This window comes from Streptomyces sp. NPDC000075 (genome assembly GCF_040301925.1).
Taxonomy (GTDB): domain Bacteria; phylum Actinomycetota; class Actinomycetes; order Streptomycetales; family Streptomycetaceae; genus Streptomyces; species Streptomyces polychromogenes.
The window spans coordinates 310260-328652 of sequence record NZ_JBEPFL010000002.1 but is presented as its reverse complement, the minus strand read 5'-3'; the positions used below and the strand labels follow the sequence as shown (position 1 = coordinate 328652).

Here is an 18393-nt window from a genome sequence, read left to right as displayed (position 1 = left end):
AACACGGGATGTACCTCCGGGCACATGGGGGAAGCCTTGGGGGCGGCGGCGCGGACGCACCATACCCAGGGGCGTGTGCATGGGCCAGGGACGCGTGGATAACAGGAGGGGAACTCCGTGCGCCGTACAGGCGATGGGCAATGCCCTACCCCCTGGACCGTCAAGAAAAGGAAAAATAGGGAACCCCGAGGCACTATCGTTCATCATTCGAACGGAAGCAGTCGTCATCCCCCGACGGGGCCAGCAACAGCCGGAGAGCCACCGCACATGTCGTACTCACCCGACGGCCAGTACCAGCCGCCGTACCGGCCGGAAGGTCAGAACCCGCCGCCGCGCCCGCCCTACGGCCAGCCGCAAGGAGCCCAGCAGGGCCGGCCGCAGTACGCCCCCCAGGGCGGGCGTCCGCAGCCGTACGGCCGGCCCCCGCAGGACGGGCAGCCCTACGGCGGCCCCCAGCAGGGGCGGCCGCAGCAGGGCCGGCCCCCCTACGGGCAGGACCAGTACGGGTACGAGGCACCGACGCAGGCGCAGCCCCGTTACGAGCAGCCGGACTACCGGCAGCAGCAGTACGACCAGTACGAGCCTCCCTACGAGGAGGAGCCGCCGCGCCGCAAGTCCAAGGCGAAGAAGTGGATCATCGCGGGCGTCACGGTGCTGGCCCTGGCCGGCATCGGCGCGGGTGTGATGGCGTACTTCGAGATACCGCCGTTCACCGACAAGGGCGAGGCCGTCTCCTTCGGCAAGCCCCAGGGCGGCGCGGCGGAGGGGGCGAAGCAGGCGCCGAACTCCAAGGCGCTGATGCCGACGAACCCGACGGCCCAGTTCAAGAACGCCTCGACCCTGTCCGACGGCACCAAGGTGGCGGTCACCGAGCTGGACGGCAAGAAGTCCGGCTTCAAGGGCAAGGTGTGGGTCTGGGCCCCGAAGGAGTACAACGACCCCAAGTTCGCCAAGAGCGGCTTCCCGGTCCTGATCGCCCTGCCCGGCGGCGCCGGCTACCCGGTCAACTACTGGATGGGCACGGACCTCAAGCTCCAGTCCAGCATCAGCAAGTGGTACGAGGAGGGCAAGAGCAAGCCCTTCATCCTCGCCATGCCGGTGCTCAACCCGCAGCCGGACGAGCCCAAGGCCATCTACTGGGACGGTTCCGACATCCCGGATCAGCCGAAGATGGGCACCTGGCTGACCGAGGACGTCCCGAACCTGATGAAGGAGAACTTCCGCACCGTCAAGTCGCGGGACGGCTGGGCCTACATGGGCTCCTCCACCGGCGGCTTCGCGAGCCTCAAGGCCGTGCTGAAGTACCCCGAGAAGTTCAAGGCCGCGATCTGCTCCGGACCGGACATCGTCCCGGACTCCCCCCTGTGGGCGGGGCACGACAAGGAGAAGGCCGAGAACAACCCGGAGCTGCTCGCCAAGCAGCTCATCGACAAGAAGGGCCCGGACGTCTACCTAGCCTTCCAGGTCGGCGACAACGAGAGCAACAAGAAGACGCTCCCGGACGTGCAGAAGTTCGTCGCCACCTATACCAAGGGCCCCATCCACACCAGTCTGAGGGTGATCCCGGGCGGCCAGCACAACGCCAAGACCTACGTGCCGAACATGGGTGAAGGACCGATCCAGTTCATCAGCAAGGTCATGGAAGGACCAGTGGAGTAACAGCCTCCGCACGCACTGCCTCCGGCTCCGGCCCGCCGAACACCTTCGGCGGGCCGCTGCCGTTCCAGGGCTCCCAGCCGGGGTCCCCGGTGACGGCGTAGCGGACCCAGGCCCCGTGCATCTCGTCGGCCAGGGCCTGCGGCGCGTCCGGCCCGGCCAGCCAGGAGGACTCCGGCCGGCCGAGGGTGTCGAAGACGAAGCCCAGCTCCAGCGCGTGACAGGCGCCGAGACCGGGTACACCGCTGGGCCAGCGGAACTCGTAGAGGTGGCTCGGGGCCGCCCGCCGGGCCCCGGCGATCCGGCGCAGGGGGTCCCGCAGCAGCCGGTCGGTGACCAGCTGCCCGGCGAGGTCGGCCGGGGAGGCCTCCGGCAGCGCGGCGCGCAGCGCCCGCACGGCGGCCCGGTCCTTGCCGCCGCGCAGCCGCCCGTACGCCACGGCCAGCGGCCCGAGCCGGTCCAGCAGCCTCCCCCCGCCGGTCGGGGCGAGCCACAGCCGGTGCTCCTGGGCGGTCCAGCCCATCAGCAGCGGCACGTCCGAGGCCACGGCCGCGTCCAGCGGGTCGGCCGGGAGCGTGTCCGGGTCGGTGACCAGCCCGAAGGCGGGGCCGCCGAGCACCGGGGAGGAGCGGCGCATCGCCGCCTCCTGGGCGGAGAGCAGCGCGGGCAGAGGGACCGCCTCGAAGGCCCGGGCGGTGGCGGGCACCCGCAGCCGCGCCGCCATCCGCCGGACCATCGTGCGGACCTGGTCGCGCAGGAGCGCCTCGGGGGCCCCGCTCTGGAGGACGGCCCGGGCGAAGAGGCCTGAGGCGCGCGGGGCGGCGAGCAGGGCGCCGATGCTGATGGCGCCGGCGGACTCGCCGAAGAGGGTGACCCGGCCGGGGTCCCCGCCGAAGGCGGCGATGTGGTCGCGGACCCATTCGAGGGCGGCGATCTGGTCGAGGAGGCCCCGGTTAGCGGGGGCGTCGGGGAAGAGGCCGTAGCCGAGGACCCCGAGCCGGAAGTTCACCGAGACCAGCACGACCCCGTCGCGGGCGAAGGCGGAGCCGTCGTAGACGGGCACGGCGGACGAGCCCCGGGTGTGGGCGCCGCCGTGGATCCAGACCATCACCGGCAGCCGGGCGCCGGGGGCCGGGTCCGGGGTCCAGACGTTGAGGGTCAGGCAGTCCTCACCGGGGATCTCGGGGTCGGACAGCAGGGCGGCGAAGACCGGCGGATAGGGCACCTTGGGCGCGGTCGGCCCGAACGCCCCGGCGTCGCGTACGCCGTCCCAGGCGGCCGGGGGCCGCGGGGCGGCGAAGCGCAGGACGCCCGTGGGCGGGGCGGCGTAGGGGACGCCCCGGAAGACGGCGGTGCCGCCGGCCTCCCAGCGGCCCTCCACGACCCCGTACCCGGTGCCCGCCCGGGGCCGGCGCCCACCGCCCGCTGTGCTCATCCGCGCTCTCCTCGGCCGGCCCCGGTCCGCGCCCGGGCCTCGGTAGGGCCCGGTTCCGCTTCCGGGCGTTCCGAGCACGGTCGCACACCCGTCCGACGGGTGACAAGGCGTGACCGGCTCCCGGGCGGGCCGGGTTGGACCGGCATGCGAGCGAACCTCATCACCCCCGCCGCGGCCGCCCTGGCCCTGGGCGCCCTGCTGTCGGCCGCGTCCGGCCCGGCACAGGCCGCCGGTCCCGGATTCCAGTACGTCGGCCAGGACGACCGCGTCCACGGCGTGACCTCCCCGAACGGCTGCGCGGAGGCGGCGGGCGGCGGCGGGCGCGCGGTCACCAACCACACGGGGCACACCGCGTCCCTGTACCGCGAACCGCACTGCAAGGGGCGGGTGGTGGCGGTTATGCGGCCGGATGCGGTCGCTCAGGTCCGGCCCTCCTTCGCCTCTGTCCGTTTTTCCGTCCCCGGGTAGCCCACTGGGCCGTGACCACTCGGCGCTCGCCGCGTTGTATGCCATGTCAAATGCCGCAGAGGATGCGGCGCCCACATCTCACGAGGAGATCTTGATGTCGCGTATCGCGAAGGCATTCGCCATCACCGCTGTCGCCGGTAGCACCATGGCCGCCGGCGCCGGTCTGGCCGTCGCCGATGCCGGAGCGCACGGTGCGGCGGTCGGCTCCCCCGGTGTCCTGTCGGGCAACGTCGTTCAGGTTCCGGTTCACGTCCCGGTCAACGTGTGCGGCAACACCGTCAACGTGATCGCCCTGCTGAACCCGGCCTTCGGCAACACCTGCGTCAACGCCTCCGGCGGCGGCGGCCACCACACCGAGGGCGGCAGCTACGGCGACTGATCGCCTCCCCGCCTGACCGGCTGAAGGGCCCCCGCCAAGAGGCGGGGGCCCTTTCCGTGCCCTGCCGTGGGCTGCGCCACCCTTCGCGGCTCCCTCCGCGGTACGAAGGGGCCGCGCGCGTTCACTCGTAGCGGTAGACGCCCCCGTGGCCGAGCATCTCGCGCGGGGTGACGTCCCAGGGGGGCATCGGCTCGTCGAGGGCGATGACCCGGCCCCGCTGGAGGTCCCCGAGCTCCAGCGGGGCGGCCGGCAGGTAGCCGGAGCGGGGATGGCGCCGCTGCCAGCGGTCCCAGACCAGGTCCACGAAGGCGTGGTGCAGCCAGAACGCGGGGTCGTTGGGGGAGGTGGCACCCGTCATATGGCCGCCGATCCACTGGTGGACCTTGTTGTGGTTGCGCCAGCGCTCGCTCTTGGGCGCGGCCCAGCCCTCCAGCTTGTTGCGGAAACCCCCGCCCTCGGTGGTGGAGTTCCAGGGTGAGGAGTCGTAGACGGGGTCGTCGATCGCCCACTGGAGTTCGGCGGCGGTCGGCAGGGAGATGGGATTGCCGGGCCGTCCGAGGTTGCGGGTGAGGAACGGGGCCTCGCTGACACCGACGGTGATCGTCCAGTTGCCCCGCTCGTAGGCGAAGGGGCCGGTGGTCACCTGGAGGTCGCCCTCCCGGCCGGTGCCGCCGAGGAAGTCATCGGCCCACAGGGAGGAGACGGGGCTGGAGTCGGCGGTCCAGTCCCAGTACGGGATGGAGATGCGGGGGTCGAGCTCCCGCAGCCGCTTCTCGAACTCCAGCAGGTAGCTGCGGTGCCAGGGGAAGAACGACGGGGACATGTGCCCCACGCGCAGCTTCCGGTCCCGGTCGGGCACGAAGTAGGTGCCGTGGGTGCGCACGAACTCGTCGTAGGTGCCGTTGCGCTTGAGTTCCAGCAGCGCGGACGTGAACAGCTTCTTCTGCGCGCCGGTGAGGTTCTTCTGGTTCTGCCGGGTGTACACCGCGGGGGTCCTCCTGGTTCCCGGCCGTCAGCCGTGGTGCGGGGCGGCCAAGGCCAGTTGGGTGGTGCCGAGTTCGTCGACGGCCGCGCGGGCCAGCTCCAGCGGGGTGTCGTAGGACTGGAAGTGGTTGACCGCGCTGAGGTAGCTGCCGTCGGCGCGGCGCATGACGTGCAGGGGGCGGCCGTCGATGTGCACCGCCTCCCCGGCCGGGTCGACGCTGATGTGCCGGCCCCGGTACGTCTCCTCGGCGAGCGGGGCCGGGCCGAGGGTCTGCCGGGGGCGGCGGGTCCGCAGGAGGGGGGTCAGCGCGGCGGCCGTACCGGCGAGGGCGGTCGCGCCGAACACCGTACGGAGGAAGGCGCGGCGGGTGCGCGTGGCACGGGCGCTGGCGTACATGGGTCTCCCTCGGTCGTTGGTCCGCGTACGCGGGGTCTAACGCCGAGTGGCGGGGAGAGGTCACCTGTGCGTGACGGGAGACTCCGCCCCCCGGCCCCACACGCGCCTCAGTCGCCGACGGGGCGGTGAACGGCCCCGCCGGCGACTGAGGCGAAACGGAGGTTATGGCGCCGCCAGCTCCGCGAAGTCGGCCACCAGGCCGCGGTGGTGCCCCTCCGTGCCGAGCGCGAGCGCATCGGCCTTGGCGCGCTTGAGGTAGAGGTGGGCGGGGTGTTCCCAGGTCATGCCGATCCCCCCGTGGAGCTGGACGCACTCCTCCGCCGCCCGGACCGCGACCCCGGAGCAGTACGCCTGGGCGACGGCCACCGTCAGGGGCGCGTCGGGGGCGGCCGTGGCGAGGGCGTCGGCCGCCGCCCGGGCGGCCGCGCGGGCGGAGGCCACGTCCAGCCAGAGCCGGGCGAGGCGGTGCTTGAGGGCCTGGAAGGAGCCGACGGGACGGTTGAACTGGTGGCGGCCGCGCAGGTACGCGACGGTCTCGGTGAGGCACCACTCGGCGATCCCGACCTGCTCCGAGGCCAGCAGCCCGGCCCCGGACAGCAGCGCTCCGGCGACGGCCGCCCGGGCGGTGGCGGGGTCGGCGAGGGGGGTCGCGGCGGCGCCGTCGAGGGTGACGGTGGCCAGCGGGCGGGTCAGGTCCAGCGGGACCGCCGGGGTGAGGACGGCGCGGCCGGCGGGGACGGCGTGGAGCCCGGTGTCGGCGAGGACCAGCAGGACGTCGGCGGCCACCGCGTCGGCGACGGAGGTGACCGTCCCGCTGAGCACCCCGCCGCCGCCGTCGTGCAGCGGCGCCGGCAGGGGCGCGCCGGGGGCCTGGGTCAGGGGGAGGGCGGGGACGCAGACGAGGCGTCCGGCCGCGAGCTCCCGTACCAGCTCCGCCGCCCCGGGGCCGTCACAGGCGCAGGCGAGCAGGATCTCCGTCGCGACGACGGACCCGGTCAGGTACGGGACGGGGGCGACGGCCCGGCCCAGCTCCTCCAGGACCACGGCGGCCTCCCGGTGGCCGGCGCCCGCCCCGCCCAGTTTCTCGGGGACGAGCAGTCCGGCGGCGCCGATCCCGGCGGCCAGGGTCCGCCACAGCTCCGGGTCGTGGGGGTGGCCGGTCTCCGCCCGGGCGAGGACGGCGGCGGGTGCGCAGCGGTCGGCGAGCAGCGACCGCACGGCCGCGCGGAGTTCCTCCTCGGTGTCGGAGTACAGCAGGTCGAGCGGGGCGCGGGGGGCCGAGTGGCCCGGCTGCGGCGGGCGTGCGCTCATCGGGCGAGGTCCTTCCAGGGGGTGTCCTTGTCGTCGCGCGGTTCGGCGGGCAGTCCGAGGACGCGTTCGGCGACGATGTTGAGGAGGATCTCGCTGGTGCCGCCCTCGATGCTGTTGCCCTTGGCGCGCAGGTAGCGGTATCCGGCGTCGCGGCCGGTGAAGTCGACGATCTCGGGGCGGCGCATCGTCCAGTCCTCGTACAGGAGGCCCTCCTCGCCGAGGAGTTCCACCTCCAGGCCGCTGATCTCCTGGTTGAGGCGGGCGAAGGTGAGCTTCATCCCGCTGCCCTCGGGGCCCGGCTGGCCGGCCGCGAGCTGCTGGCGCAGCCGTTCGGCGGTGAGGCGGGCCACCTCGGCCTCGACCCACAGGCCGAGCAGCCGCTGGTGCAGGGCGTGGGTGCGCAGCCCGGGGCGTTCGCGCCAGGCCGCGGCGACGGGGGCGATCATGCCGCCCTCGCGCGGCAGGCGCATGCCGCCGATGGAGACGCGTTCGTTCATGAGGGTGGTGCGGGCGACGGCCCAGCCCTCGCCGACGGCGCCGAGGCGGTGGGTGTCGGGGATGCGGACGCCGGTGAGGAAGACCTCGTTGAACTCGGCCTCGCCGGTGATCTGGCGCAGCGGCCGGACCTCGACGCCGGGGGCGTGCATGTCGCACAGGAAGTAGGTGATGCCCCGGTGTTTGGGCAGGGACGGGTCGGTGCGGGCGATGAGGATGGCCCAGCGGGCGGTGTGGGCGCTGGAGGTCCACACCTTCTGCCCGTCGACCACCCACTCCCCGGCCGCCTCGTCGAGGACGGCGCGGGTGCCGAGGGCGGCTAGGTCGGAGCCGGCGCCGGGCTCGCTGAAGAGCTGGCACCAGACCTCCTCCCCCAGCCACAGGGGGCGCAGGAAACGGCGTTTCTGCTCCTCGGTGCCGTAGGCGAGGATCGTGGGCGCCGCCATGCCGAGGCCGATGCCGATCCGGCGCGGGTCGTTGTCGGGGGCGCCGGCGGCCTCCAGTTCGGCGTCGACGACGGCCTGGAGGGTGCGGGGCGCGCCGAGTCCGCCGAGGCCCTCGGGGTAGTGGACCCAGGCGAGTCCGGCGTCGAAGCGGGCGCGCAGGAAGTCGGCGGGGTCGGTGGTCGCGGGCGGGTGGGCGGCGAGGAGGTCCCGGGTGCGGGTGAGCAGCCGCGCGGCGGTGAGGGTCATCGGGCGCCGCCGGGCAGGGAGGGTACGACGACCAGCCGGCCGGTGGTGGTGCCGTCGGCGACGCGCTGGACGGCGTCGGCGGCCCCGGCGAGCGGGACCCGTTCGCTGACCAGGGGGGTGATCGCCCCCTGGTCGGCGAGGCGGGTGAGTTCGGTGTGGCAGGCGAGGACGGCGGCCGGGTCCTTGGCCGCGTACAGCCCCCAGTGCAGGCCGAGGATGGAGTAGTTCTTCACCAGGGCGTGGTTGAGGGCGGGGGCGGGTACGGTGCCGCCGGCGAAGCCGACGACGACGATCCGGCCCTCGAAGGCCACGCACTTGGCGGAGGCGGTGTAGGCGTCGCCGCCGACGGGGTCGTAGACCACGTCGGCGCCGCGTCCGCCGGTGAACTCCTTGACCCGGGCGACCAGGTCCTCGGTGGTGCGGTCGATGACGAGGTCACAGCCGAGCTCCTCGGCGGTGCGGGCCTTGGCCCTGCCGCCGACGACCCCGATGACGGTGGCCCCGGCGGCCTTGCCGAGCTGGACGGCGGCGCTGCCGACCCCGCCGGCGGCGGCGTGGACGAGGAGGGTCTCGCCGCGCTGGAGGCGGGCCCTGCGGTGCAGGCCGAACCAGCCGGTCTGGTAGCCGATGTGCAGGGCGGCGGCCTCGGCGTCGTCGAGGGAGCCGGGGGCAAGGAGCAGGGCGCGCGCGGGCGCGGTGACGTACTCGGCGAACCCGCCGTGGGGCAGGCACGGGTTGGCGATGACGCGCCGGCCGTCCTCGGTCTCGCCGCAGATCTCCACTCCGGGGGTGAAGGGCAGCGGGGGCCGGATCTGGTACTGGCCCCGGGTGAGGAGCGCGTCGGGGAAGTTGACGTTGGCGGCGAGCACCCTGAGTCTGACCTCGCCCTCACCGGGTACCGGTTCGGGGACCTCCTCGAGGCGCATGGCCTCGCGGGGTTCGCCGGTCGTGTGTACTCGCCATGCCTGCATCCGGGGCCTCCAGCCGCCGTCGAGGAACCACGCTCGGCGGCATACTAAGCGGTCGCTTGCACCCTTGGGAACCCTCGGCGGAAGCGGGCACACACGATCGAGGTGGGAACAGGAGACCTGGAGATAACATCAACTTGCCGCTTTCACAGGGCATATGACACATCGGGGGTCCCGTGCGCCCGGAGCCGCCCATTCCGGGCGTGGGTCCGGGCCACGGGCACACAGCACAGGGGGAAGAGAACGATGGACCACACGCGCACCCGCACCCGCACCCGCCGCGCCGCCTCGGCGGCGACCGCCGCCCTCGTCCTGGCGGGCATCGTCACCGCGGCCGGACCGGCCGCCGCGGCCACCGCCTCCTGCACGCCCCGCATCCAGGTGCTCGGCTCGATCGGTTCCGGCGGCTACCAGGTGGGCAACCCGCAGTCCGAGGGGGTCCTCGGCCTCGGCACGGCCAACCTGTCCGTCGGTCGCTCCGGCGGCAGGGCCGTCTACTGGACCGGCACCCGGCTCCACAAGGTCCCGCTGCCCGAGACCTCCCCCTCGGGCGCGGTGCTCGCCGTGAACAAGGGCGGGCTGATGGTGGGTGCCGTGTACGGCGCCGACGGCTACCTCTTCACCTACCGGGCGGGGGACGCCGCGGTCACCAGGCTGCCCGAGAGCGACTTCCTGTCCGCCGACGCCGACGTCAACGACGCCGGATACGTCGTCGCCGCCACCCGGACGGGCCGGGGCGCCGTCTGGAAGGACGGCCTGAAGGTCCGCGAACTGGCCGTTCCGGCGGGCTCCGTCCCCAACACCAGGGTGGACACCGTCACCGCCGTCAACAACAGGGGCGACATCCTCGGCATGGCCCGGGAGGACTACGAGGTCCCGGAGACCGGCGAGCACATGGAGGGGACCTTCCCCGTGCTCTGGCCCGCCGGCGGCGGACCCGCCAAGGCCCTGTCGCGTACCTCGAACGACAGCTACGTCCAGGACCTCGACGAGAGCGGCCGCGCGGTGGGCTACGACTGGAACGGCATGGGGTACCGGTACCTGCCGGTGACCTGGACCCCGCCGTACGCCGGGTCCACGTCCTACCCGGGGGTGCTGAAGACCCACCCCTACGGCACCCTGGAGGCGATCAGCCCGACGACCGGCGTGTCCGTCGGCACCGCGAAGTTCCACCCGGACGAGCAGACCCTCCCCGACCAGGCGCAGCTGTGGCCGGGCACGGGCCCGCTGCTCGCCCTGCCCCGGCTGGCCGCGAACCGGGCCAGCACCGCCTCGTCGGCCGCCGACGACGGCCGGGTGGGCGGCGCGGCCGTCAACGCGGCCGGCACGCTGAAGCCGGTGATCTGGACCTGCGCGACGAAGCAGGCGTACCAGCCCGAGTAGGCCCGTACGCCCGGTGCGCGGGCATGGCGATCTGAGCGCCCGCGCGCTATCGATGCCCCATGACGGATGAGACCCGGCGCGGGCTGCCCGCGCCCCCACCGCTCGGCGCGGCCGCCCTGCCCCCCGGTACGTACGAGGGACGGGTGGTCCTCGTGACGGGCGGCGGCACCGGGCTGGGCAAGGCCATCGCCGCCGAGTTCGCCCGGCTCGGCGCGGACCTGGTGATCGCCGGCCGCCGGGCCGGGCAGCTCGCGTCGGCCCGCGAGGAGCTGGTGGCCGTACCCGGCGCGGGCCGGGTCACGGCCGCGGTCTGCGACGTCCGCGACCCCGAGAGGGTCGCGGACGTCTTCGACGCGGCCGTGGCCGCGCTCGGGCCGCCGGACGTGCTGGTCAACAACGCGGCGGCCAACTTCCCCTGCCCCGCCGAGGACCTGTCCCCCAACGCCTGGCGGGCCGTGGTGGACACCACCCTGACCGGCACCTGGTTCATGACCCGCGAGTTCGGCCGGCGCCATCTCGCCGCCGGCACGCCCGGGGCGATCGTCAGCATCGGCGCCTCCTACGCCTGGACCGGCGGGCCCGGCTTCGCGCACAGCGCCGCCGCCAAGGCCGGGGTGAAGAACCTGGTGGAGACCCTCGCCGTGGAGTGGGGGCCGTACGGGATCCGGGTCAACGGGCTGGTTCCCGGGCTGTTCCCGCACGCCGACATGCCCCGCGAGATCCGGGGCGGCCTGGAGCGCGCCGCGCCGGACGGCCAGGACGGCCGGCAGCCCGCCCTTCGGGTGGGGGCGCCGCGCGAACTGGGCTGGGCCGCCACCTTCCTGGCCTCGCCGTACGCCGCCTTCATCACCGGCCACACCCTGGTGGTCGACGGGGCGAACTGGCAGCGGCGGGCCCTGGTCCAGCCCGAGGTGGTGCCGGTGCGCGAGCAGCTGGGACGCGGCCCGTTCACCCCGTGAGGGCCGTTGTCGGTGGGGTGCGGCACCATCGGGTACATGAAGATCCACGAATGGGAACCCTTCCTGCGCACCTGGAGCGCCGAGCGCGACGCCGCCCGGCGGGCCGAGGAGCCCGCACAGCCGACGCTCGGCTGGCTGGGCTTCGATCCGGCCCCGCAGGAGCGGATCGCCGCGCTCGAGACCCGGCTCGGGGCCGTACTGCCGCCTTCCTACCGGGCGTTCCTGGAGGTCACCGATGGCTGGCGGTGGGCCGGGGAGTTCGTGGAGCTGCTGTCTCCGGCGGACCGGGTGGGGCCGGTCCGGGAGCTGACGGCCTTCCTCCACGAGGACCTCACGATGTGGGAGCGGGAGGACCTGGACGCGGACCTCGACGAGGAGGACGAGGACGAAGAAGAGGAGGAGGGGGAAGAGCAGGCGGAGTACCAGAGCGCGCGGTGGAACCGCGCGGTGCAGATATCCCTGACCGGGGACCAGACCTGGCTGCTCCTCGACCCCGGTGACGTGGACGGCGACGGCGAGTGGGCGGCGTACCGGTACTCCGCCTGGAGCGGGTACGGACCGCAGCGGTACGACTCCTTCGCCGCCCTGATGCGCGCCGAGTACCAGAGCTTCCGCGACCTGCGCACGCCCAGGGCTTCCTAGGCTCCTCTGAAGTGCGGGGGCCGGCGGGCCGCCGAGGCGGTGTAGCCCTCGCGGGCGTCCTCGGAGGCCAGGGTGAGGGCGGCCGTCATCGCGACCCGGTCGAGGGCGGCCGGGAGGGCGGCGTCGGCGTAGGCGTCGACCGCCCGCTTGATGCCCTGGACGGCCAGCGGGGCGTTCGCCGCGATCTCCGTCGCCAGCGCGCGGGCCGTGGCGTCCAGTTCGGCCGGGGGCACCACCAGCTGGACCAGGCCCAGCCGCTCGGCCGTCGCCGCGTCGACGCGCCGGCCGGTCAGGGCCAGCAGCTTGGCCCAGCCCGCACCCGCCTCCCGGGCGATGCGCAGGTCGCCGCCGGCGTCCACCGCCACCCCCAGCCGCGCCTCGGGGAGGGCGAAGACGGCGTCGTCCGCGGCCACCCGGATGTCCGCCATCAGGGCCAGTTCGAAACCGAAGCCGAGGCAGTAGCCCTGGACTGCGGCCACGACGGGCTGCGGGAGGCGGGAGAGGACCGCGAAGCGCTCGTGGACCCAGCGGATGCCCTCGTAGTAGTTACGGGTCCGCTCGGCGGCGGACGCCCCCGTGATGTCCCCGCCGGGGGCGGTGACGTCGATGCCCGCGCAGAAGGCCCGGCCCTCCGCCCGCAGCAGGACCGCGCGCACCGCCGGGTCGAAGCGGATCCGGTCGGCGAGCAGACCCAGCTGGCGGGTGGACTCCCAGCTCCAGCCGTTGAGTTCGCCGGGGCGGCAGAGGGTGAGGAGCGCGATCCCGTCCTCGACGTCCAGCCGGACGCGCTCCTCGCCCTCGCCGATGTCCGTGGAGACCGTGTCGATCACGCGTACCGCACCCCGCTCCCGACGACCGTTGACTGACGGAGCGTCAGGTTACTACGGAGGCGATCAGCGGGGGAAGACCTCGAACGGGACCGCCGGGACGCCGCCGAAGCGGGACGCCGCCTGCTGGACGTTGCCGGTCAGGAAGTTCCTCACGTACTCCTGCGGGTCCTGGTCGGTCAGTGCCGCGATGTACGCCTTGTGCTCCAGCAGGGAGTGCACGGCGCGCTCCAGGCCCGGGCCCGCCTCGACCGCGTGCGTCGGCGTGGTGGTCCCCGACACCGCTACCCACCGCACCCCGTCCCACGGCTCCAGGCCCTGCTCGGAGATGAGTTCGGGGAAGATCCACCGGTTGCCGGCGTCCCCGGCGGCGTCCAGGACGGCCCGGCCGACGGCCTTGTGGTCGGGGCTGTTCCAGTTCCCGCCGCCGTCCGCTCCACCCCAGGTGTCCCGGTGGTTGAGCGTGATCACCAGCTCGGGGCGGTGGCGCCGGATGGCCGCCGCGATGTCCCGGCGCAGGTCCGGGCCGTATTCGATGACGCCGTCGCGGTGGCCGAGGAACTCCACCGTCGAGACCCCGACGACGGACGCGCTGGCGCGCTGCTCGGCCTCGCGCAGCGGGGCGCACTCGTCCGGCGCGACCCCGTCGATACCGGCCTCGCCCCGGGTGGCGAGCACGTAGGCGACCTCGCGGCCGCCGTCCGTCCAGTGGGCGATGGCGGCCGCGCAGCCGTATTCCAGGTCGTCGGGATGGGCGACCACCGCGAGGGCGCGCTGCCAGTCGGTGGGCATCGGCTGCAAGGGCGCCTGCTGATCAGCTTGTTCGGTCATAGCCCGCACAATAGGCGAACGGACCGTCAGGGACGCTGGTGGTGGCGCCGCTCGACGTGGCCTACTCCTCGAGGAGGGTGAGGAGGCGGTCCAGGACGTGGGGGCCGCCCGCGCGGACGCCGTCGTGTTCGTACTCGTCCGTCACCCAGGTGCGCAGGCCGCGGATCGAGCGGGCGGTGCGCAGGGAGTGGGCGGTGTCGACGTACATGTCGTCGTGGTAGACCGCGGCCGCCACCGGGACCTCGTTGACGGCGAGGCGCGCCGGGTCGTAGAGGGGCTGCCAGCCGGTGCGGGCCGCCAGGAGTTCGGCGGTGTCGCGCAGGGGGGCCAGGGCGGGGTCGGCGGTGAAGTGCCAGGGGTGGATGGTCTCGCCGGTGAAGAGGAGGGGCTCGGCGCCCTCAAGGGTCTTGGCGGCGTCGAAGCGCGGGTGGGCGGCGCGGACGCGTTCGGCGGCCCAGCCGGTGGGGGCGGCCGGGTCCTGCGCGTAGATGGTCTCGTGCAGGAGGGCGTAGAGGGGGTGGGCGGCGAAGGAGAGGTGGGAGAGGGCCGCTTCGAGGAAGGCGTCGCAGAGGGCGGGGCCGGAGGCGGTGGTGACGAAGGCGTCCTCGAGGAGGTAGTGCAGCTGGTGGCTGCCGTCGCCGGTGCCGAGGAGCAGGCCGAGGGACTGGAAGGCCTCGGCGGTGAGCCGGTAGCCGCCCGGGAGTTCGGCGGGCTGTTCGGCGAGGTGGGCGGCGATGCGGCGGGCGCGTTCGACGTCCATGGGGTAGCGGGCGTAGTGGGCGAGGTTCTTGCGCTCGACGCGCGGGTACGCGGCCTCGTACACCTCGGTCGCGGTGGCGTCGAGGGAGGGCAGGCCGCCGGTGATCAGGGCGGCGGTGAGGCCCTCGGGGGCGGTGGAGAGGTAGTGGGTCGCGCAGAAGCCGCCGAAGCTCTGCCCGAGGACGGTCCAGGGGGCGCCGCCGGTCAGGGTGCGGCGGATGGTCTCGGCGTCGCGGACGATGGAGTCGGCCCGGAAGTGGGCGAGGTGCTCGGCCTGCTGCGCGGGGGTGCCGCGCAGAGGCAGGGTCTGCCGGTTGAGCGGGGTGGAGCGGCCGGTGCCGCGCTGGTCGAGGAGGAGGACGCGGTGATCGGCGAGGGCCCGCTCCAGCCAGGCCTGCCGTCCGGTGAAGCGCCGGGCCCCGAAGCCGGGGCCGCCCTCCAGGTAGAGGAGCCAGGGCAGCCGCTCGGGGTCCTTGCCGGTGGCGACCACCTCGCGCGCGTAGAGCTCGATGTGCTCCCCGCCGGGGCGGGCGTGGTCGAGCGGCACGCTGAAGTGGTGGTCGGTCAGGACGACACCGGGCTGGCGGTAGCTGTGGCTGCGCTGGCGGGTCACGGACGGCTCCTGGGGGTCTGGGGGCCCGGCGGCACCTTCCCGTCGTCGCTCGCGGAGCGAACGGGCGGACGGGAAGGTGCCGGAGGGTCCCGGGCCTGCGCCGGGCCCCGGCCGGGTCGCGGCCGGGGCGGGCGGAGGTGTGCGGTCCGGCCGAGTCTACGGAAGCCGCCGCGGGGTCAGCCCGTCAGAACTCGACCACCGAGCGGAGCACCTCGCCGCGCTCCATGCGGGTGAAGGCCTCCTCGACCCCGTCGAGCGGGATGGTCTCGGAGACGAAGGCGTCGAGGTCGAGCCGGCCCTGGAGGTAGAGGTCGATCAGGAGGGGGAAGTCGCGCTCGGGCAGGCAGTCGCCGTACCAGGAGGACTTGAGGGCGCCGCCCCGGCCGAAGACGTCGAGGAGCGGGAGTTCGAGCTTCATCTCCGGCGTCGGTACGCCGACCAGCACGACGGTGCCGGCCAGGTCGCGGGCGTAGAAGGCCTGCCGGTAGGTCTCGGGGCGGCCGACGGCCTCGACGACCACGTCCGCGCCGTTCCCGCCGGTCAGCTCCTGGATCGCCTTGACCACCTCCTGCGTGCGGCCGTTGACGGTGTGGGTGGCGCCCAGTCCGCGCGCCCACTCCAGCTTCCGGTCGTCCAGGTCCACGGCGATGATCTTCGAGGCGCCCGCCAGCCGGGCGCCGGCCACGGCCGCGTTGCCCACTCCCCCGCAGCCGATGACGGCGACCGAGTCGCCGCGCCCGACGTTGCCGGTGTTCAGGGCGGCGCCGAGGCCGGCCATCACCCCGCAGCCCAGGAGCCCGGCGGCGGCGGGCGAGGCGGCCGGGTCCACCTTGGTGCACTGGCCGGCGGCGACGAGGGTCTTCTCCGCGAAGGCGCCGATGCCGAGGGCCGGGGAGAGCGGGGTGCCGTCCTCGAGGGTCATGGGCTGGGTGGCGTTGTGCGTGGCGAAGCAGTACCAGGGGCGTCCGCGCTTGCAGGCCCGGCAGGTGCCGCACACCGCGCGCCAGTTGAGCACCACGAAGTCGCCGGGGGCGACGGAGGTGACGTCCGGGCCGACGGACTCGACGACACCGGCCGCCTCGTGCCCGAGGAGGAAGGGGAACTCGTCGTTGATGCCGCCCTCGCGGTAGTGCAGGTCGGTGTGACAGACCCCGCAGGCCTGGACCTTGACCAGGGCCTCGCCCGGGCCCGGGTCGGGCACGAGGATCGTGGTCGTCTCCACGGGCGCGCCCTTGCTCCGTGCGATGACTCCTCGTACGCGATGTGTCACGTCGTACCCCGTTCTGATCGGATCGGTCTGGATCACCGAACGTACACGGGCGGCGCGCGGTGCGGGAGTTGTGTCACGCCCCGGCGCGCGGTACGGCCAGATCCGGCGGTACCGCGGCCCGCAGCGACGCGGCGAAGGCGGCCACGGCGGGGTGGGTGCCGGCCCCGCTGCGGAAGGCGATCTCGGTGCGGCGTTCCATGTCGAGGCGGGTCAGGGCCACGCCGGCGCCCGGCGGGCCGGTCACCCCGAGCTGGGGTACGACGGCCACCCCCTGCCCGGCCGCGACCAGCGCGAGGACGGTGGCGAACTCGTCGATGCGGTGGCGCACGCGGGGCGTGAACCCGGCCGCCCGGCAGGCGCGCAGGGTCATGGTGTGGCACAGGGTGCCGGGGGTGGCGGTGATCCAGGGCGCGTCACGGTGGGCCCGCAGGACCGCGCCCTGGTCGGCGACGGGGGCGGCCGGGCCGGGCTCCGGCCACGCCCCCGATGGCGGCTCCGCCGGGGCGGCCAGGTACATGGCCTCCCCGTACAGCGGGCGGGTGGCCAGCCCCGGCTCGGGGGGCGTGGGGACGAAGTCGTACGTGTGCACCAGGGCCACGTCCAGGTCCCCGGCCCGCAGCGCGTGCGCGACGGCCGCCGGGTCGGTCTCGTGGACCATCGGCTCCAGCGCGGGGTGGCGCCGGGCCAGGTGGACCAGGGCGGCGGGGACGAGGGCGCGGGTCGCGGTGGGGAAGGCCCCGACGCGCAGCACCCCGGCGAGTCCGCCGCGGGCCTCGGCGAGGTCGGCGCCGGCCCGTTCCAGCCGTTCCAGGACCGCCTCGGCGTGCCCGACCAGGTTCTGGGCGGCCGGGGTGAGCCGGACCCGGCGGCCGGTGCGCTCCAGCAGCGGCAGTCCGGCCTCCCGCTCCAGGACGGCGAGCTGCTGGGAAACGGCGGAGGGGCTGTAGGCGAGGGCCTCGGCCACGGCGGCGATGGTGCCCCGGCGGGCGAGTTCGCGCAGGAGCCGCAGGCGGCGTACGTCGAGCATCGGCTCAGCTTACGGATCACGTAAGGAATGTGAACTGGATTCACCGCTCGGAGCGGGCGAGGCTCTTGGGCATGCGACAGGACACGGAGCAGTACGCACGGCACACGGCCGGCCGGACCTCGGGCCCGCGCCTCGACGGGATCCACGTCCCGCTCATCACCCCCTTCGACCGTGACGGGGAGGTCGCCGCCGGGGCCCTGGAGGCCCTCGCCCACGAGGTGCTCGACGCGGGCGCGGCCGGGATCGTCGCCCTGGGCACCACCGCCGAGACGGCCGCCCTGGAGGAGGCCGAGCGCGACCTGGTCACCGGGGTCTGCGCCCGGGTCTGCCGGGAGCGGGGCGCGCTGCTCACGGTGGGAGCGGGGGCGATCGGGACCCGGGCGGCCGAGGCCTCGCTGGCCCGGCTGGCGCGGTGGCCGCAGGCGGGGGCGGCGCTGGTGACCGTGCCCGCGTTCGTCCAGCCCTCGGTGGCGGGGGTGCTGGCGCACTTCGCCCGGCTGGCCGCCGTGAGCCCGGTGCCGCTGGTCGTCTATCACATCCCGTACCGCACGGGTCAGGCTCTGGACGCGGCCGCGCTGCGGGCGCTGGGCTCGCTCCCGGGGGTGGCCGGGGTGAAGTACGCGGGCGGCGGGATCGACCAGGAGGCGGTGGCGCTGCTGGGGGACCTGCCGGAGGGGTTCGCGGTGCTGGCCGGGGACGACGTGTACGTGTCCCCGCTGCTCGCGCTCGGCGCGTCGGGCGGGATCCTGGCGTCGGCGCACCTGGCGACGGAGCGGTTCGCGGAGCTCGCCGGGGCCTGGCGGGACGGGGAGGCGGTGCGGGCCCGGGAGCTGGGGCACGGGCTGGCGCGGCTGTCGGCGGCCCTCTTCACGGAGCCGAACCCTTCCGTCGTCAAGGGCGTGCTGCACGCGCGGGGGCGGATCCCGACGCCCAGCGTACGGCTTCCGCTCCTGCCGGCCTCCGGGGCGGCCGTGGCGGCGGCCCTGAAGGAACTGGAGGCTCTGGAGGAACTGGAGGAACCGGCGACGCCCAGGGATCCGGCCGCCGCGCTCTGACCGGGCCGCAGACCCCCGAAAGCGCGCCCGATTCAGCCGTATTCATCCGGATTCAAGGCTCTCGCGCGTCTCGCCCCAATCGGCGGCATCGGCCCGCGAATTGCCCGTATTGAGCGAGGGAACGGGGGGCCCGGCGGGGCCGTGATGTGAGCCACACCCGCCGGGCCAACATCAATTTCCCCGGAAGGGTCGATTCCCTTTTCCCGGAAAGGGAAACCTCGATTTCCCGAGAAGTTTTCCAA

18 protein-coding genes are annotated in these 18393 nt (G+C 74.3%); 7 read left to right on the top strand and 11 right to left on the bottom strand.

Features of this window, described 5'->3' with window-relative positions; genetic code table 11:
- The first annotated feature begins 267 nt into the window (after positions 1–267).
- Positions 268–1659, top strand: coding sequence for an alpha/beta hydrolase-fold protein (locus ABT403_RS03700; protein WP_344157827.1), 1392 nt, complete (start codon positions 268–270; stop codon positions 1657–1659).
- Here the strand turns inward: ABT403_RS03700 and ABT403_RS03695 are convergent.
- Positions 1637–3091: a carboxylesterase/lipase family protein gene (locus ABT403_RS03695; protein ID WP_344157824.1), complete on the bottom strand. Its 1455-nt coding sequence runs from the start codon at positions 3089–3091 to the stop codon at positions 1637–1639. The genes ABT403_RS03700 and ABT403_RS03695 overlap by 23 nt on opposite strands.
- Positions 3092–3235: 144 nt before the next feature.
- Here ABT403_RS03695 and ABT403_RS03690 point away from each other — a divergent pair, with 144 nt between their 5' ends.
- Both ABT403_RS03690 and ABT403_RS03685 read left to right on the top strand, forming a co-directional pair.
- A complete protein-coding gene (locus ABT403_RS03690; protein WP_344157821.1) occupies positions 3236–3559 on the top strand; it encodes a hypothetical protein in 324 nt (107 codons plus the stop codon).
- Between the two features lie 94 nt (positions 3560–3653).
- Complete coding sequence (locus ABT403_RS03685; RefSeq protein ID WP_344157817.1) at positions 3654–3938, top strand: chaplin; 285 nt, start codon at positions 3654–3656, stop codon at positions 3936–3938.
- Between the two features lie 121 nt (positions 3939–4059).
- On the opposite strand, the gene ABT403_RS03680 is transcribed toward ABT403_RS03685, so the two are convergent.
- From ABT403_RS03680 to ABT403_RS03660, 5 genes are all read right to left on the bottom strand, one after another.
- The gene (locus tag ABT403_RS03680) at positions 4060–4923 is read right to left on the bottom strand and encodes a tyrosinase family protein (protein WP_344157814.1); all 864 of its coding nucleotides are present in this window, start codon (positions 4921–4923) and stop codon (positions 4060–4062) included.
- Positions 4924–4950: 27 nt separating this feature from the next.
- Positions 4951–5319, bottom strand: a complete 369-nt coding sequence (locus tag ABT403_RS03675) for a tyrosinase family oxidase copper chaperone (protein ID WP_344157811.1) — start codon at positions 5317–5319, stop codon at positions 4951–4953.
- Between the two features lie 162 nt (positions 5320–5481).
- A complete protein-coding gene (locus ABT403_RS03670) occupies positions 5482–6630 on the bottom strand; it encodes an acyl-CoA dehydrogenase family protein (RefSeq protein WP_344157808.1) in 1149 nt (382 codons plus the stop codon).
- The gene (locus tag ABT403_RS03665; protein ID WP_344157805.1) at positions 6627–7817 is read right to left on the bottom strand and encodes an acyl-CoA dehydrogenase family protein; all 1191 of its coding nucleotides are present in this window, start codon (positions 7815–7817) and stop codon (positions 6627–6629) included. Before ABT403_RS03665 ends, ABT403_RS03670 begins: the two co-directional genes overlap by 4 nt.
- Positions 7814–8788 carry an NADPH:quinone oxidoreductase family protein gene (locus tag ABT403_RS03660; protein WP_344157802.1) on the bottom strand — a complete coding sequence of 325 codons (975 nt, stop codon included), beginning with the start codon at positions 8786–8788 and terminating at the stop codon, positions 7814–7816. The genes ABT403_RS03665 and ABT403_RS03660 overlap by 4 nt, the downstream gene beginning before the upstream one ends.
- Positions 8789–9031: 243 nt before the next feature.
- Here ABT403_RS03660 and ABT403_RS03655 point away from each other — a divergent pair, with 243 nt between their 5' ends.
- From ABT403_RS03655 to ABT403_RS03645, 3 genes are read left to right on the top strand one after another with little or no spacing between them, the layout of a single operon-like run.
- On the top strand, positions 9032–10168 hold the full coding sequence (locus ABT403_RS03655; RefSeq protein ID WP_344157799.1) for a hypothetical protein: 1137 nt from the start codon (positions 9032–9034) through the stop codon (positions 10166–10168).
- 59 nt (positions 10169–10227) lie between these two features.
- A complete protein-coding gene (locus ABT403_RS03650; RefSeq protein ID WP_344157796.1) occupies positions 10228–11127 on the top strand; it encodes an SDR family oxidoreductase in 900 nt (299 codons plus the stop codon).
- Between the two features lie 36 nt (positions 11128–11163).
- On the top strand, positions 11164–11769 hold the full coding sequence (locus ABT403_RS03645) for an SMI1/KNR4 family protein (RefSeq protein ID WP_344157793.1): 606 nt from the start codon (positions 11164–11166) through the stop codon (positions 11767–11769).
- On the opposite strand, the gene ABT403_RS03640 is transcribed toward ABT403_RS03645, so the two are convergent.
- The 5 genes from ABT403_RS03640 to ABT403_RS03620 all read right to left on the bottom strand — a co-directional run bounded on the left by ABT403_RS03640 (position 11766) and on the right by ABT403_RS03620 (position 17096).
- On the bottom strand, positions 11766–12599 hold the full coding sequence (locus ABT403_RS03640; protein WP_344157790.1) for an enoyl-CoA hydratase/isomerase family protein: 834 nt from the start codon (positions 12597–12599) through the stop codon (positions 11766–11768). The genes ABT403_RS03645 and ABT403_RS03640 overlap by 4 nt on opposite strands.
- 63 nt (positions 12600–12662) lie before the next feature.
- Positions 12663–13427 (bottom strand): PIG-L deacetylase family protein, encoded by a 765-nt coding sequence (locus ABT403_RS03635; protein WP_344157787.1) that lies wholly within the window; start codon positions 13425–13427, stop codon positions 12663–12665.
- A 61-nt stretch (positions 13428–13488) separates the two neighbouring features.
- Positions 13489–14799, bottom strand: a complete 1311-nt coding sequence (locus tag ABT403_RS03630; protein WP_344157784.1) for an alpha/beta fold hydrolase — start codon at positions 14797–14799, stop codon at positions 13489–13491.
- Between the two features lie 184 nt (positions 14800–14983).
- Positions 14984–16069, bottom strand: a complete 1086-nt coding sequence (locus ABT403_RS03625; RefSeq protein WP_344157780.1) for an S-(hydroxymethyl)mycothiol dehydrogenase — start codon at positions 16067–16069, stop codon at positions 14984–14986.
- A gap of 73 nt (positions 16070–16142) precedes the next feature.
- Complete coding sequence (locus tag ABT403_RS03620) at positions 16143–17096, bottom strand: LysR family transcriptional regulator (protein ID WP_344157777.1); 954 nt, start codon at positions 17094–17096, stop codon at positions 16143–16145.
- 71 nt (positions 17097–17167) lie between these two features.
- On the opposite strand from ABT403_RS03620, the gene ABT403_RS03615 reads away from it, so the two are divergent.
- Complete coding sequence (locus ABT403_RS03615) at positions 17168–18151, top strand: dihydrodipicolinate synthase family protein (RefSeq protein WP_344157774.1); 984 nt, start codon at positions 17168–17170, stop codon at positions 18149–18151.
- Positions 18152–18393 lie beyond the last annotated feature (242 nt).

Coding starts and splice junctions, on each gene's coding strand:
- ABT403_RS03635 (WP_344157787.1), bottom strand. CDS start 13,427: ATGACCGAACAAGCTGATCAGCAGGCGCCCTTGCAGCCGATGCCCACC.
- ABT403_RS03650 (WP_344157796.1), top strand. CDS start 10,228: ATGACGGATGAGACCCGGCGCGGGCTGCCCGCGCCCCCACCGCTCGGC.
- ABT403_RS03620 (WP_344157777.1), bottom strand. CDS start 17,096: ATGCTCGACGTACGCCGCCTGCGGCTCCTGCGCGAACTCGCCCGCCGG.
- ABT403_RS03645 (WP_344157793.1), top strand. CDS start 11,164: ATGAAGATCCACGAATGGGAACCCTTCCTGCGCACCTGGAGCGCCGAG.
- ABT403_RS03685 (WP_344157817.1), top strand. CDS start 3,654: ATGTCGCGTATCGCGAAGGCATTCGCCATCACCGCTGTCGCCGGTAGC.
- ABT403_RS03665 (WP_344157805.1), bottom strand. CDS start 7,817: ATGACCCTCACCGCCGCGCGGCTGCTCACCCGCACCCGGGACCTCCTC.
- ABT403_RS03660 (WP_344157802.1), bottom strand. CDS start 8,788: ATGCAGGCATGGCGAGTACACACGACCGGCGAACCCCGCGAGGCCATG.
- ABT403_RS03695 (WP_344157824.1), bottom strand. CDS start 3,091: ATGAGCACAGCGGGCGGTGGGCGCCGGCCCCGGGCGGGCACCGGGTAC.
- ABT403_RS03690 (WP_344157821.1), top strand. CDS start 3,236: ATGCGAGCGAACCTCATCACCCCCGCCGCGGCCGCCCTGGCCCTGGGC.
- ABT403_RS03675 (WP_344157811.1), bottom strand. CDS start 5,319: ATGTACGCCAGCGCCCGTGCCACGCGCACCCGCCGCGCCTTCCTCCGT.
- ABT403_RS03670 (WP_344157808.1), bottom strand. CDS start 6,630: ATGAGCGCACGCCCGCCGCAGCCGGGCCACTCGGCCCCCCGCGCCCCG.
- ABT403_RS03655 (WP_344157799.1), top strand. CDS start 9,032: ATGGACCACACGCGCACCCGCACCCGCACCCGCCGCGCCGCCTCGGCG.
- ABT403_RS03700 (WP_344157827.1), top strand. CDS start 268: ATGTCGTACTCACCCGACGGCCAGTACCAGCCGCCGTACCGGCCGGAA.
- ABT403_RS03615 (WP_344157774.1), top strand. CDS start 17,168: ATGCGACAGGACACGGAGCAGTACGCACGGCACACGGCCGGCCGGACC.